Source organism: Paenibacillus pinihumi DSM 23905 = JCM 16419 (assembly GCF_000422505.1).
Classification (GTDB): Bacteria; Bacillota; Bacilli; order Paenibacillales; family Paenibacillaceae; genus Paenibacillus_D; species Paenibacillus_D pinihumi.
The window spans coordinates 436,191-449,889 of sequence record NZ_KE383865.1 but is presented as its reverse complement, the minus strand read 5'-3'; the positions used below and the strand labels follow the sequence as shown (position 1 = coordinate 449,889).

The window sequence follows — 13,699 nt, the reverse complement described above, 5'->3', positions numbered from 1 at the left end:
TTGGAATTTTCATTCAAGGTCCATCCCCTGCTTCCCGGAACTATTCATTCAATACAGTCGTCACCCGGTTCTGAATCAGCTTGGCTACTTCTTCCATCGATTTCTGTCCCGTAAAGTAAGCTTTGGATTCTTCCCTCAAAATTTCATCAATTTTGGAAGGCTTGAACTGAACCGGATAGATGGCACCCGTCAGGAAGCGGTCCAAATCATCAATATCTTTTTGCGTAATCTCGAATGATTTGCCCTTCATTGGACCGATCGGCTGCACAGATTCCACCTTGCCGACGTTCAGCAGCGCCTGTGCGGATTTCTCGTAAGAGGCTTTGTTCAGCGGGAAGCCTGCGCCTTTGACCTGATCCGCCATCTCATCTGAATGCAGGAACTTGAGGAAGTCCCATGCTTCAGCCTTGACTTCCGAGCGCGCACTCAAGCCGACCGTCTGATAAGTTCTGAAGAAGCCGCCCGGCTTCTGTCCGCCCGAATGCGGCTTCAAATACAGCTTGGACTTGTAAGCGCCATTGTTTCCTATAAATTCGCTTTGCTTCATTTCCCGCACATAATCAGCAGGCGAATTAATTTGCACATCATTGAAGACCGGCAATCCCGCATCCATGCCGATAACCTTCTCATCGAATAATGACTTGATTTGCTTCAGCACATCCTTGAATGCTTCGGACTCAAAATTGGCCTTGCCATTCTCCTGATCAATGAAGGTTGAATATTGGTTATTGACCAGTTGAGGCACCATATATTCCGGCAGACTTCTGCCAAGCGCGTATTGATGCTCCTTGTCCGCATGCTGTGCAAGCTCCTTGGCTGTACTTGTAAACGTCGTCCAGTCCCAGTTCGCATCATCGATCTTCACACCGCTCTTTTCAATAAAATCCTGGTTGCCTGCAAGGGCAAACAGAAAAAATCCCGTCGGCATTCCGTAAATGCCGCCATTGACCTTCATACCGTCCAGAACATTGGTAAAATACTTCTCCTTCTTGAAGGAAGGATCGTTATCGATCATATCGCCAAGATTGGCCAGCATCTTCTTCTTTACATAATCCCCGGTAGGCAGTTGGTCCATCTCGATCAGGTCCGGACCTTTGCCCGACAGCATGGCCGTGTTCGTCGTCTTCGTAAACTTCTCCAGATTGTCCTCCAGATGCGCATCATCGGTCTCCACCCATTTCAGGTCAATCGTAATATTCGGGTGTTTGGCTTCGTAACGCTTCTTTGCTTCCTTGAAATAATCACTCGGGAAAAACGTCGAGAATACGACGGTTTTCTTCTCTGTTGTAGAGGGTGCGCCGATGGAAATACCACCGTCCGCCGTGTTGGTGCTGCCGCCGTCCGTCTGGCTCGTGCTTCCGCCTGTTGTATTCCCGCTTCCCGGATTGCCGCCGCCATATCCGTTCTCCGCCCCGCTGCTGCATGCTGTAGCAGTAACCATAACAAGCATCGTCAATAGAATCATCAAAGTCTTCTTCATTCTCTATCATCCTTCCTTACTTCTTTGTGGAAAAATATTGTTTTAGCCCATCCACAATAGCTTGGGCTACTTTGCTCTGATGGGCATCGCTCAACATAGCTGCTTCCTCATCGCGGTTCGTCAGAAAGCCAATTTCCAGCAATATGGCGGGAACCTCGCTTTTCTTCAACACCCACCAGCCTTCCATCTTCACCCCCCGGTCCTTGAAGCCGGCAGCTTGTATTAATTGCTGGTGAATCGTGTTGGCGAGCCGGATACTGTCATCCGCATAATAATAGGATTCTGTGCCTGCTATATCAGGGTCGGGAAACGTATTGCCGTGAACCGAGATAAAGGCGTCCGCATGCAGTTCATTGGCCATACGTGCACGGTCGGTAAGCCCGATAAATGTGTCGTCCGTACGTGTCATATGAGGCTCAAACATCGGCTCCTGATCGAGCAGCGCAGCAATTTTCATCGTCAGGGACAACGTATATGCCCGCTCGTATTTGCCGCTCACGCCTTCAGCCCCCGGGTCCTTCCCGCCATGTCCGGCATCGATGACGATAATATGGCGTCCATCTGACTTCCTCGCCTGCTCATCCTTCTTGCCCGTCAGCTGCGGAGTGCCCGTCTCAGAAGCGGATAACTCCCGGCTTGCCGAGATCAGCGATGAGAACAGGGCGTATCCGGACAGGGCCAGTCCCAGCACAAGGATCAAGCTTACCAGGATCCTCTTTCGTTTTTTATGATGTGGTTGAAAATTTCTGTTCATGCCTTCCCGCTTTCCTGCCCCGGCATACGAAGCGTGCAGCCTTTGGGGGCATATTCACATTTGTTCAGTAATCGCCTTCTTTCTGCGGCACTCTCCCAGTATAGTAGGGCGATATATGATAAGTTAGATCGACTTGTATAGAAGTTGTAAAGATTGCAGCCTGTGCATACGGGAGACCCACAGGTACAAAAACAGTCATCCGGTATAACGAACAGCCTTGTCCGTCCCGGAATAAATGCAGACTTGGACAAAAAAAGACGGATTCCGTGCCATCTTTGCGATGGTGCGGAATCCGTCTTTCTGAAACACCCTTATGAGATAAACAGCAGCGCTTCTGCTTATTTCAGCTATCCTTCTTTTCAACTAGAGTCTGGAATAATTCAGCAGCGCCATAATATCCTTGCTAAAGCCGGTAACTTCACTTGTCCTGGTGTTAATCACGATACAATATCTGATTTGCTTGTTGTCCTGCTTATCTGTGTAAAACACCTCAACCGTATCCTTATACTTCCTGTCTATATCAAATCCCCCTGTATCCATACTCCAGCGGAGCAGATCTTCGCGGAAGGTTAAATCAGATATGGACACATTTATTTTGTCCTGCAAAAACCGGTCGGCTATATCAAAGACCCTCTCAGACTGATTGCTTTCCGCACTCGTTCTGGCGCGCGCCGTCTTGGATATTTTCAATATTTCGCCATCTCTGGCGTTCAGGACAACATCATAGGTTTCCGAAACATTGGCGGACCGGGTCAACGTAACATAGTACAGTCCGCCGGGGATTTCATCCAGCGCTTTTTTGTAATCAAACTGCGTCATGCTTTCCCTCACAGTAAGCTGGGATGGACCAGGAGCTACTTTTGTTTCCTTGAACAGCTCTGTGATTTTATTCTGATTGACAGCGGATAGTTCAAACTGAAAATCATCGATCTTCAAGCTTTCATCATAATACTTGCGGATCGCATTAAAGCTCAAGGTCTTCACCGCCGCCTGGGAAAGTACGCCCTCGTATTCAAAATCATTATCCGCGGTATGCTCCTTTGTGATCTTTTTGACCATGACGGCATCCTTCGGAATTGCATTGAACCATCCCTGACAGCCGGTCACTGCCATCATGAGCACAGCGCAAAGCATCATGAGCATAAGTCTCTTCACAGCTCCACCCCGCCTTTCCCGCGCACTCCCGCAAAGCTGACCTCGACCGTAGTCCCGGCATTTTCGCTGCTGCGAATGCTGATCACACCCTGATGCATGTCCGCTACGCTTTGACAGATGGACAGCCCAAGCCCGGCCCCGTTACGGCTCCGTGTCCTGGACTTGTCCGCCATATAGAACGGCTCAAATACTTTATCCTGATGCTCCTTGGCAATTCCAATGCCCTCGTCAGCAATCTGCAAATGATAGTGCCCGTCTTGCCAATACGTGCGAACCGCAATCTGCTGCCGCTCCGAGGACGCTTTGAGCGCATTGTCGGCAAGGTTAAAAATAAGCACCTTCATCAAATCCTTATCCATCAACAGGGTGCCTTCCTCGCAGTCGGTGATAATCTGGACCTGCTTTTCCTTCGCCATCATCTCAAGCGCGGGCTTGACCTCTGCAATAACATCCTGCAGATCATGCTCCTCCATCTGAAAATGATCCTCCTGCAGCAAAATCAGATCCATAAGCTTGAGCGACAGCGACTCCAGCCGCTTGCCCTCCGAATAAATAACATTCAACCCGTCGAGGAACAGGTCCTCCTTGTACTTCGTCGTCCTCAAAAAGTTGGCATAGCCGATAATCGAGGTGAGCGGTGTTTTCAGCTCATGCGTAAAATTATTTATAAACCGCTGCTTCTGTTCATTGTTCCGTTCCAGATCCGTGATTTTGTCCTCCACCACGGACGCCATCTTGTTAAAATTCAGCGCGAGCTCCCCAATCTCATCCCCCGATTTTAACCGGACACGCTCGGAAAAGCTCCCCTTGGCAATCACCTTGGCCGTCTCATTCAATCTGTCAATTGAACGTGTCAGTCCCCTGCTGACGAAGAACATGACCAGCATATAGAGCAGGCAGGCCGCAATATCCACCTGGGCGAAAAATTGATACTGCGCAATCCGTTCCTGATAGACAGGAGTCACATCAAGCATGTACGTAAACAGATAGGTTTTATGATTAATGACCGTCGTATTCGTCGTGAACAGGATGGTTCGTTCCCCGATGTCCCTAAGCACATACCGGATTTCGTTCTCCGCAAGCCCGTCCAGCTCCTGGCGTTCCTTTGGCATTTGAAAGTCCAGATTGCTGAACACCACACGGTCTGAGCCGTCACGGATATCGATAAATACTTGCTGGTCGCCGTTTTTATCCACAAATTCACCGGCAATCCGTGACAGAACTGTCTTCTCATAATCAATCGAGTCATAAATCCGCAAAATCGGCACGATGGCATCCACACTGGAATGAATGCTCATATTTTGGCTGATCGCCCCGTTAATCTCCTGCTGGAGCATCCGGTTATGGCTGCGTTCGATGACCATGACCGAGGCCGCATTAAAAATAACGATGAAGACCAGAATGGAGAGAAAAAAGATCTTCTGCCAAAATTTCATTCCTTCTCCCTCCTAATCCTCCAGACGGTAGCCCATTTTGTAGATCGTCTTGATATGATCCTGCAGCTCCAGCTTTTTACGCAGTGACTTGATATGCATATCGACCGTTCTCGTCTCGCCATAGTAGTCGCCGCCCCATACTTTATCGATGAATTGTTCCCTCGACAAGGCAATGTTCTTGTTCTTCATCAGCACAACGAGCAGATCATACTCCTTGGGTGTCAGCTCCACAGTTTCTCCGAGTCGGGTCACTTCCCGCTTGTCCAAATCCACCTGGATGGACTGGAACTCCATGATCCGCTCCTCCTTGCCGTATCTGCGCAGTACGGATTCAATCCGGGCCAGCAGCTCGATCGCCTCGAACGGCTTGACCATGTAATCGTCTGCACCGAGCTTCAGCCCGTTCACCTTGTCGTAGACCGAATTTTTGGCTGTCAGGAAAATAACCGGAATGTTATAGGGCTTAATCCGCTCCATCAGGGCAAAGCCGTCCAGTTGAGGAATCATCACATCCAGCAGAATTAAGTCGAACTTCTCCTGCCGGATCAGCTCCAGTGCCGCCATACCGTCATATGCCGCGGCGGTTGTGTAGTTCACCAGATTCAAATTCATCTTGATAATATTCGAAATATGGACATCGTCTTCGACAATCAGTATTTTTTTGGTCATTCGTTGATGGCTCCTGACAAATAAGTTGTAAGTTTCCCATGATTATATATGATAATGATGGGCTATGAAAGTTACAAGAATTGCTAGGATGTGCCTTTGCAGACTTCGGATTCAAATTACAACTCCTTAAATATTACAATTTATCAATAATTTAATATTTAAACATGATATACTGGACGGACGGAAAGGGGTGGTTATCCATGGAACTTCCAGTTGCGGCGGTCGTAGGTTTTTTATTTTTTTTGTTCTTCTTCTTACTCTTGAAAAAGATCCGGGATCAAACGCCCGGTTTCTGGGCGATTAGTATTTTCACCTCGTTGCTCGGAACCGTATTTACGATTATCATAGCGATGATTACGGGTGCTATGAGTCATTAACATTCTCTTTCGAGCAAGCCGCCGTGTGAAATGTTCTTCCGATGAAATTGACTTTACATATTTTGCAGCCAGTTATATGACTTTGAAAGGGGTCATCCGCATACTCAAGCTGAAATATTTATTCCATAACGAAGAATTGGCCAGCATGCTGCTCGGTTACTGGAAATTTGATCAACTGTCGCTGGAGCTTTTTAAATATTACCGGATTTCCTCCAATGCCATATATCCGTTTCAGGACCAGGATCAGACCAGGCTATTAAGGTTTGCTCCACGCTCCGGGAAATTCAGGGAAAACGTAATGGCGGAGCTTGAATTTCTCCGCTATCTGCGTTCCTGCGGCTATAGCGTACCGGAATCCATTCCTGCAAGGGACAGCGAAGAGCTTGTCATCGCAACTACTCCCTGGGGCGAATACTATGCTTCCGTATTTAAGCGGGTAGCTGGCGTTCAATTGAGCAGCACCAGCCTTGGCAATGAAATCGTGTATGGTTACGGTCAGGCATTGGGACAGCTTCACCGCTTATCCAGTGAATACGTTCCTGGCAATCATCGGCGCTGGTCCCATCTGGATGTGCTGCATTGGATTGAGGATATATTGGTTGGCTTCCCTAATGAAAAAGCTGCGAAGACGGAGGCTCGGCTGCTGCGGGACTTTTTCGCAACGATCCCTGCTACCAAAGCCAATTACGGACTGATCCACTACGACTTTGAATATGATAATGTCTTTTATGATGAGGCAACGCGCTCTTGTCATGTAATCGATTTTGATGATGCCATGTACCATTGGTATGCCCTGGATATCGCCAACGCGCTGGACAGCTTGCAGGACTTGATTGACCCGCAAGCTTATGCGGATAAAAAGCAATTGTTCATGGAAGGATATGCCGCGGAGTATCCGCTGGCAGATGAACACGCCGACATAATGCCTGCATGCCGGCGATTTGCATCATTATATGGTTATGCCCGCACGCTTCATTCCACTGCCGAGCAGTGGCTTCATGAACCGGAATGGATGGTTCATTTAAGAGCACGGCTGGCAGAATCCATGCGTAAAAAGTCAGGCCCTTTTGGAATAAAAATAAGTTAATTACATCCGAAAATGCATTCGAATAGAGTCAAAAAGTAATCGTCCTAAAAAGTAAAAGACGATTTCCCTTCTGCCGCTTTTTGGCTTTTCAATAAACAGCAAAGAAGCTTCCAGCCCCACTGTAAATGTGGCTTGGATGCTTCTTTGTTCTGATTATGGCACATTCCCATTCCGGTTCTGTTTTGCGGGACAAACCCTAAAGGATTTGACTTAAAGCTCAGTTTAATAGGTATAATGGAATGACATGATGCTTGATGCTCAAATGTAAAGGAAACAAGATTATAGCTGGGAGACCATATACACTTACCTTTGGGGGGAGCACATTGTTTACAATAAAAGAAGCATCGGAAAAATTAAATTGCCCCGCACCTACGATCCGATTTTATGATAAAGAAGGGCTACTGCCAAATATCCGCCGGGACGATAAAGGAAACCGTATGTTTGAACAAAAGGATCTGGACTGGATTCGCTTAATGACCTGCTTCCGCGCAACCGGAATGAGCGTAGCGGACCTGAAAAAAATTGTTGATCTTGCCTTGCAGGGAGAAGCGACGATTGGGCAAAGAAGGGCGATACTTGAAGCGCATCAAGCAGAAATAAAGAGAAAGCAGCAGGTGCTGAGCGAGGCTTTCGAAGCGGTCAGCCAAAAGCTGGAGGTCTATAAGCAGATTCAAGACGGAAATCCGGAAGACAGCTTTCTCAAGTACATCAGTGAATCGGAAGCACCGAAATAGATCGGCAGGTTAAATCCTCCCCCATATCCACAAGGGCGAGGATTTTTTTCTATATGAAGCCTTGACTTAAAGTCCACTTTAAAACTTATGATGATTTTGAGCTTGCTCGAATTTATACCAGGAGGGAATACAATTGAGCAAAACAATCCTAATTACTGGAACATCAACAGGCTTCGGCAAGGAGCTGGTCCTGCAGTTTGCCAAGCGTGAATGGAATGTCGTGGCTACGATGCGGGATACAGCCAAGGCTGCTTCAGAATTTGGCCATTATAGCAACGTTCAAGTGCTTGCTCTGGATATTACTGATCCGGACATGGTCAATCAGGTTGTCAGCAAGGTCACGAACCAATATGGAAAAATTGATGTGTTGCTGAACAATGCCGGATACGCGCAAGCGGGGGTTTTTGAAGAAGTAACCGTTGACCAGGCCCGGAAGCAGTACGAAACCAATGTATTTGGTGTAATGAGCACAATTCAAGCCGTTCTTCCACAAATGCGGCAAAATCGCTCCGGACATATTATCAACATTTCCTCTATGGGCGGAGTCCAAAGTCTGCCAACCTTGCCTGTGTACTGCAGTTCAAAGGCTGCCCTCGAAAGCCTTAGCGAAGGTCTGGCTGCAGAAGTGAAGGAACTGGGCATACACGTTACACTTGTTGAGCCTGCCGGTTTCAAAACAGGCTTCCAAGGAAATACGCAGGAAATTAGAAGTGAAATTCCAGATTATCAACCGGTATATGATTGGTACAATGATCTTGCCAAGACTGCGCCTTATGGCAATGTCGAAAAGGCAATGTCGGCAGTGGCCGATATTGCAGGCACGGATAATCCGCCAAGAAGACTGGCTTTGGGCAGCATGGGGCTCGTTATGGCCCGTACACAGCTTAATTCCATGCTCGAGGAATTTGAGAAGTGGGAACACATTACGGCAAGTGCAGATTAATGCTTGACTTATAGCTTCCTCAAGCAAGCTGCCTTGAAGCAAAAACGGCAAGTTCCGGGATGCATGTACCCCGGAACTTGCCGTTTTCTCTTCTCTCCAAACCCTACTCCGACCAGTCAAACAATACGCCGTTATAATCATCCTTATGGTGGCGAAGCCCCTCGTAAGCCTGGGACGCTTCCTCCGGCTTGAGAATATGGCTGATCAGCGGCTCGATGTGCACCTTCTTGTCACGGATCAAATCAAAGACGATGGCCGAATTTCGTACCAGCGAATGCTTGGTGAATTTATCCGGCTCCAGCGGAAAACGCCATTCATGGGCACCTTTGAACGTAATCGACCCTCTTCCAATCAGGTGGCTGTAATTGAACACATCCGTTACATTGGCTGTATACTCCCCGCGCGGACTGCCGAGGAAAATCAGTTCTCCGAACCGGGCGATCATCGGCAGGCTGTCAACCGCTACCTTCGGGACACCCGTCGCTTCTATCAATGCCGACACGCCCGCTCCACCCGTTGCTTCACGAACCTCGGCAGCTACGTCGCTGCTTCCCGCAGATACGCCAAGTGCAAGCCCGCAAGCTGAGGCAAGCTTTAACCTTTCCTCTGACAGATCGATCCCAATCACATTGGCTCCCTGCAAGCGGGCCAATTGGGAGGCCATATTGCCGATCAGACCAAGCCCGGTAACAGCAACCGTGTCTCCCAGCTCAATATTGGAAACCCTTACAGAAGTCATAGCGACAGTCGCCATGCGGGTGAAAGGAACAAGCCTCGGCTCCAGATCCGCAGGAACCTTCAGAAAGACGCCCGAGACCGGCACCAATTCATACTGGCAATGCTTGCCGTAATGAAAGACAAGGTCGCCGATCTGGAACCCGTCTGTCTGCTCCCCCAGCTCTACAATCTCGCTGACCGCCGCATATCCCGGCACATCCGGCATCGGAAACCAGCTTTCCCCGCCGGACAGACAGGCCAGCTCCGTTCCCGGACTGATCAGTGTATAGCGTTTTATCACCCGGGCATGCCCGGCTTCCAAGCCAGTTGTTTGCAGCGTCTCCTCCTGAAATTCCGCCTGCCATGGGGCTGTAAATACGATTTTTTTATTTTGCATTCTATTTATCTCCTATCCGCCTGGTTTTGACCGGCTTGTTCTGACCGTTAGTGGTGCTGGAGCTGGAATGAACCGCCATATACCGGCTGGCAGTCATGCCCACCATATTTTTGAATGTGCGGCTGAAATGATGAATACTGGAAAATCCAGCCTCATCCGCAATTTGCGTCAGCGTATCTTCGCCTTCCAGAATTTTGCGCTTGGTATGGTCGATCCTTACATACGTCAAATATTTATGAACGGTAATCCCCAGCTGTTCCTTGAACAAATGCGACAGGTGGCTGGTCGATATGCCGGCATGCTCACTGATTTTATGATTGTCCAAAGCCGGATCACTGAAATGCTGTTGCATGAGGTTTATGCATTTTTCAATAATCGACCAGCCCTTGGTCGCCTTGTTCTCCTTCGCGGGCTGGCTCGTCTGATTGCGCAGAAATATGGCCAGCAGATCAAGGGCGCTTGATTTTAGCAGCAATGAATCCAGATAGCGGTTATCCATATACTCCTTGTGCATCATTAAAAAGCGCTTTTTCAATTGAATCCGGTCTACTTCCCGGATATGGGCGACAGGAGACAGCGATGCAAACAGCATCTCGCGGTCCGGCACATGACGTTGCGGCTCGCCTCCGACGCCGATCTCCTTCCACTGGCTGCGCACCGGATCATAATTGCAGTCAAAATGAAAAATATATTGAATGAGCGGCACTTCCGACGTTGTGCGGATGACGTGCGGCATAAACGGATGCATGAGCACCACATCGCCCTCGGCAATCGGGTAGGTTGTGCCGCCAAGCATAAATACGGCTTCGCCCTGCTCAATATAGGTGAATACATTATCGTAGTCCAGCCACTCTCCTGCCAGGTAGCCGGCCTTCGTAATTTTGACGAAACGTACAAACGGAGAAAGGGAATTGATTTGATTCATATCCATGGTGTGAGCCCCCTAAACAATATTGCCCCTGCATAAGTTGGTATTGTCCTAGTATGAGACTCTTCCCCGCTGGAATCAAACGTTTAATTTCACCCATCTCCCCGTCCGCGCCGACTGCTCGACCGCCTCCAGCACCGCCTGATTGCGGTAGCCGTCCTCAAAATCAGGTGCAGGATTGCGCCCGGTCTCAATGCCTTTTAACAATTCATAGACCAAATTCACAAAGGTGTGCTCATAGCCGATAATATGGCCGGACGGCCAGTATGCCCCGGCATACGGATGCTCTTCTTCGGTGCAGTTGATGGTTCGGAATCCTTCCAATCCATTCTTCTTCTCTTCATCCAAATAGACCTGTAGCAGATTCATATTTTCCATATCCCAGCGCAGAGCGCCCTTCGACCCGTTAACTTCCAATCTGTTGGCGTTGCGGTTGCCCTTGGCAAATCTCGTTGCCTCGAACACCCCCATCGCCCCGTTCTCAAACGTTGCCAGAAACGCCGAAGCGTCATCAACGTCCACGATTCCGTATTGCGGTTCTTCGCCATCTCCCGGCGCTGTACCATCAAGCGGCCTCCGTTTGATGAAGGTTTTCATCATTCCGCTTACTTCAGCAATCTCGCCGAGCAGGAACCTGGCCAGATCAATGCTGTGGGACATCAAATCCCCATGGGCCCCGGAACCGCTAATTTCCTTATTCAGCCGCCAGCTCATCGGATACTGCGGGTCCATCAGCCAATCCTGCAAATAGTTCGCCCGGTAATGGTAAATTTCGCCGAGCTGTCCGCTTTCAATGAGACGTTTGGCCATCTGCACTGCGGGTGCAAAGCGGTAGTTGTGGCAAATCATGTGAATGCTGCCCGATTTCCGCGCTGCATCCCGCATCGCTTTTGCCTGCTTGAGCGTGAGGGCAAGCGGCTTCTCGCAGATGACATGTTTGCCTGCCTCCAGCGCAGCGATTGCAATTTCACTGTGCAGATGATTCGGCGTTCCGATATCGATCAGATCGATATCCTCCCGCTCCACCACCCGCCTCCAGTCTGTCTCATAAGACAGCCATCCGAGCTTGTCAGCCGCAGCACTTACCCGGTCCTCGTCCCTGCCTACAATGGTCTGCAAGACCGGCTCCACATTGAGGTCAAAATAAAAGGGCACATCGCGGTAAGCATGGCTGTGGGCTTTTCCCATAAAATTGTAGCCGATCATTCCAATCCGGATTTTCTGCATCAACATGCTCCTCACTTCCTCTCATTGGGGGTTAACTATCATTCATTAACCTTTAACTGCTCCTGCTGTCATGCCATTCATAATCTTTTGGCTAAAAAATAAATATAATATGACAGTTGGCAGTGATGTAATGACAAGACCGGCAATTTTCCCCGTATAATCCGTAGAATACTGGCTGCTGAAGAAAGTAAGCCAGACCGGAAGCGTGAACAGCTCCGCGGATTTATTCAGAATGAGGGCAAAGGGCATTTCATTCCAAGTATGAAGCACATTCAAAATCGTCGCTGTTGCAATCATCGGCATGCACACCGGGAATACAACCGTAAACAGCGTCCGGTCGAAGGTGCTGCCGTCAATGTAAGCCGCCTCCTCAATCTCGGCCGGAATATCCCGGATAAAGCTCAGGAAGAGGAAGCTGGTTAGCGGCAGATTGATTGCAATATACGGCAGCAGCAGCGTCAGCCGGTGATCAAGCATGCCTAGCGTATTCAATTGTACAAACAGCGGCACCAGCAGCGAATGCACAGGAATCAGCATGCCAAGCATCAATACCGCCATCAGAAGCGGCTTCCCCCTGAAATTGAAGCGCGAGAAGAAATAGCCGATAACAAAGGAAAAAAGCACAATTAACGGTACGGAAATGACGGCGTTGAAGGAGCTGCTGAATAACGCGCTGCTCAGGTCGCCGACATCAAAAGCACTGACATAATTATCGAGAACAGGCTTCGTTGGCAAATTGACAATATTCAGACTGAATTCCTTATTCGTCTTTAGCGAGGTGTAGCCCATCCAAATCAACGGGAAGATGGCTGACAATGAAAACAGCATGACCAGCGCATTGGTAACCGTGCCAACCAGCCGGACTCCTAATTTATTCATTTCTCAGGCCACCTCCTGTCAGCTTGACAACAAGCGACACGACAATTGTGCTTAATACAATCATGCCGATGGAAATCGTGCTGGCATAGCCCAGACGGGACATGACGAAGGCATTATCATAGGCATACTGCGCCATCACCATCGAATTCGTACCCGGGCCGCCTCCGGTCATGACGAAAATATGGTCGAAGGTCTTCATCGTCCCGGACACGCACAGCAGAAGCGCTACCTGCATAACCCCTTTCAGCAGCGGGAGCGTGACGTGGATCGTCTTCTGAATCCAGCTTGCTCCGTCAATTTCGACTGCATCATGGATATCTGAGGAGATGTTCTGCATGCCCGCCAGGAAGATAATGAGATACAGCCCGACATACTGCCAGACAAGCGGAATGGATACCGCATAAATAACGGTGCCGGGACTATCCAGCCATAGAGCAGGCTCCTTGCCCAACACCCCCAAAAACCAGTTCAGTATGCCGAATCTGTAATTGTAGATCAGGGACCAAAGATATCCGGTGACCACCGGAGCCAGAACAACCGGCAGGAAAATCGCGACCCGGTGCAGCGCCCTCATTTTCAGAAATTTGGTTTGCAGCAGTGTCGCAATCACAAAGGCGATTCCGACCTGTCCGATCACACAGATGACGACGACGACCATGTTGTTTTTGAAGGAAATCCAGAAGTTCGAATCCTGCACCAGCTTGACGTATTGCTGCACCCCGACAAAAGTGCTGCCTGCATCGTTATAGAAGCTGTAAATGAACGCAATGCACAGCGGCAGCAGCACCGCGAAGCCGTATACGGCATATACCGGGACTAAATAGCGGAGCACCTGTCCGAGCTTTAACTTGAATACCGTGCTGCTCAATGCAATCCCTCACTTTCTTGAAAAAGCTGGGAAGGAGGTAAGACTTGG

Annotated in this window: 14 protein-coding genes; 4 read left to right on the top strand and 10 right to left on the bottom strand. The window is 49.1% G+C overall.

Going from position 1 to position 13,699, the window contains the following annotated elements; genetic code table 11:
- Window positions 1-40: 40 nt before the first annotated feature.
- The 5 genes from H583_RS0122290 to H583_RS0122270 form a co-directional block, all read right to left on the bottom strand.
- Complete coding sequence (locus tag H583_RS0122290; protein WP_028562402.1) at window positions 41-1,480, bottom strand: ABC transporter substrate-binding protein; 1,440 nt, start codon at window positions 1,478-1,480, stop codon at window positions 41-43.
- 16 nt (window positions 1,481-1,496) lie between these two features.
- Window positions 1,497-2,171 (bottom strand): N-acetylmuramoyl-L-alanine amidase family protein, encoded by a 675-nt coding sequence (locus H583_RS0122285; protein WP_245585984.1) that lies wholly within the window; start codon window positions 2,169-2,171, stop codon window positions 1,497-1,499.
- A gap of 426 nt (window positions 2,172-2,597) precedes the next feature.
- Window positions 2,598-3,389: a hypothetical protein gene (locus tag H583_RS0122280; RefSeq protein ID WP_028562400.1), complete on the bottom strand. Its 792-nt coding sequence runs from the start codon at window positions 3,387-3,389 to the stop codon at window positions 2,598-2,600.
- Window positions 3,386-4,825, bottom strand: a complete 1,440-nt coding sequence (locus H583_RS0122275; RefSeq protein ID WP_028562399.1) for a sensor histidine kinase — start codon at window positions 4,823-4,825, stop codon at window positions 3,386-3,388. Before H583_RS0122275 ends, H583_RS0122280 begins: the two co-directional genes overlap by 4 nt.
- Window positions 4,826-4,837: 12 nt before the next feature.
- On the bottom strand, window positions 4,838-5,494 hold the full coding sequence (locus H583_RS0122270) for a response regulator transcription factor (protein ID WP_028562398.1): 657 nt from the start codon (window positions 5,492-5,494) through the stop codon (window positions 4,838-4,840).
- Between the two features lie 200 nt (window positions 5,495-5,694).
- On the opposite strand from H583_RS0122270, the gene H583_RS36800 reads away from it, so the two are divergent.
- The 4 genes from H583_RS36800 (at window position 5,695) to H583_RS0122250 (ending at window position 8,635) form a co-directional block, all read left to right on the top strand.
- Complete coding sequence (locus tag H583_RS36800) at window positions 5,695-5,871, top strand: hypothetical protein (RefSeq protein WP_154665960.1); 177 nt, start codon at window positions 5,695-5,697, stop codon at window positions 5,869-5,871.
- Window positions 5,872-5,947: 76 nt separating this feature from the next.
- Window positions 5,948-6,958 (top strand): phosphotransferase enzyme family protein, encoded by a 1,011-nt coding sequence (locus H583_RS0122260; protein WP_245585967.1) that lies wholly within the window; start codon window positions 5,948-5,950, stop codon window positions 6,956-6,958.
- A gap of 323 nt (window positions 6,959-7,281) precedes the next feature.
- Complete coding sequence (locus H583_RS0122255; protein ID WP_028562396.1) at window positions 7,282-7,692, top strand: MerR family transcriptional regulator; 411 nt, start codon at window positions 7,282-7,284, stop codon at window positions 7,690-7,692.
- A 133-nt stretch (window positions 7,693-7,825) separates the two neighbouring features.
- A complete protein-coding gene (locus H583_RS0122250) occupies window positions 7,826-8,635 on the top strand; it encodes an SDR family NAD(P)-dependent oxidoreductase (protein WP_028562395.1) in 810 nt (269 codons plus the stop codon).
- Between the two features lie 103 nt (window positions 8,636-8,738).
- Here the strand turns inward: H583_RS0122250 and H583_RS0122245 are convergent, their stop codons facing one another.
- The 5 genes from H583_RS0122245 to H583_RS0122225 all read right to left on the bottom strand — a co-directional run bounded on the left by H583_RS0122245 (window position 8,739) and on the right by H583_RS0122225 (window position 13,651).
- Window positions 8,739-9,749, bottom strand: coding sequence for a zinc-dependent alcohol dehydrogenase (locus H583_RS0122245; RefSeq protein WP_028562394.1), 1,011 nt, complete (start codon window positions 9,747-9,749; stop codon window positions 8,739-8,741).
- Between the two features lies 1 nt (window position 9,750).
- On the bottom strand, window positions 9,751-10,680 hold the full coding sequence (locus H583_RS33935; protein ID WP_051236840.1) for a helix-turn-helix transcriptional regulator: 930 nt from the start codon (window positions 10,678-10,680) through the stop codon (window positions 9,751-9,753).
- Window positions 10,681-10,755: 75 nt separating this feature from the next.
- Entirely contained in the window at window positions 10,756-11,910 is a 1,155-nt protein-coding gene (locus H583_RS0122235) for a Gfo/Idh/MocA family protein (RefSeq protein ID WP_028562393.1), read from the bottom strand.
- A 39-nt stretch (window positions 11,911-11,949) separates the two neighbouring features.
- Window positions 11,950-12,783, bottom strand: a complete 834-nt coding sequence (locus H583_RS0122230; RefSeq protein ID WP_028562392.1) for a carbohydrate ABC transporter permease — start codon at window positions 12,781-12,783, stop codon at window positions 11,950-11,952.
- A complete protein-coding gene (locus H583_RS0122225) occupies window positions 12,776-13,651 on the bottom strand; it encodes a carbohydrate ABC transporter permease (RefSeq protein ID WP_028562391.1) in 876 nt (291 codons plus the stop codon). The genes H583_RS0122230 and H583_RS0122225 overlap by 8 nt, the downstream gene beginning before the upstream one ends.
- Window positions 13,652-13,699 lie beyond the last annotated feature (48 nt).

What these genes read in the sequence shown, in the direction of transcription:
- H583_RS0122290 (WP_028562402.1), bottom strand. Translation starts at nt 1,480, where the DNA reads ATGAAGAAGACTTTGATGATTCTATTGACGATGCTTGTTATGGTTACT.
- H583_RS0122275 (WP_028562399.1), bottom strand. Translation starts at nt 4,825, where the DNA reads ATGAAATTTTGGCAGAAGATCTTTTTTCTCTCCATTCTGGTCTTCATC.
- H583_RS0122270 (WP_028562398.1), bottom strand. Translation starts at nt 5,494, where the DNA reads ATGACCAAAAAAATACTGATTGTCGAAGACGATGTCCATATTTCGAAT.
- H583_RS36800 (WP_154665960.1), top strand. Translation starts at nt 5,695, where the DNA reads ATGGAACTTCCAGTTGCGGCGGTCGTAGGTTTTTTATTTTTTTTGTTC.
- H583_RS0122260 (WP_245585967.1), top strand. Translation starts at nt 5,948, where the DNA reads ATGACTTTGAAAGGGGTCATCCGCATACTCAAGCTGAAATATTTATTC.
- H583_RS0122245 (WP_028562394.1), bottom strand. Translation starts at nt 9,749, where the DNA reads ATGCAAAATAAAAAAATCGTATTTACAGCCCCATGGCAGGCGGAATTT.
- H583_RS33935 (WP_051236840.1), bottom strand. Translation starts at nt 10,680, where the DNA reads ATGGATATGAATCAAATCAATTCCCTTTCTCCGTTTGTACGTTTCGTC.
- H583_RS0122235 (WP_028562393.1), bottom strand. Translation starts at nt 11,910, where the DNA reads ATGTTGATGCAGAAAATCCGGATTGGAATGATCGGCTACAATTTTATG.
- H583_RS0122230 (WP_028562392.1), bottom strand. Translation starts at nt 12,783, where the DNA reads ATGAATAAATTAGGAGTCCGGCTGGTTGGCACGGTTACCAATGCGCTG.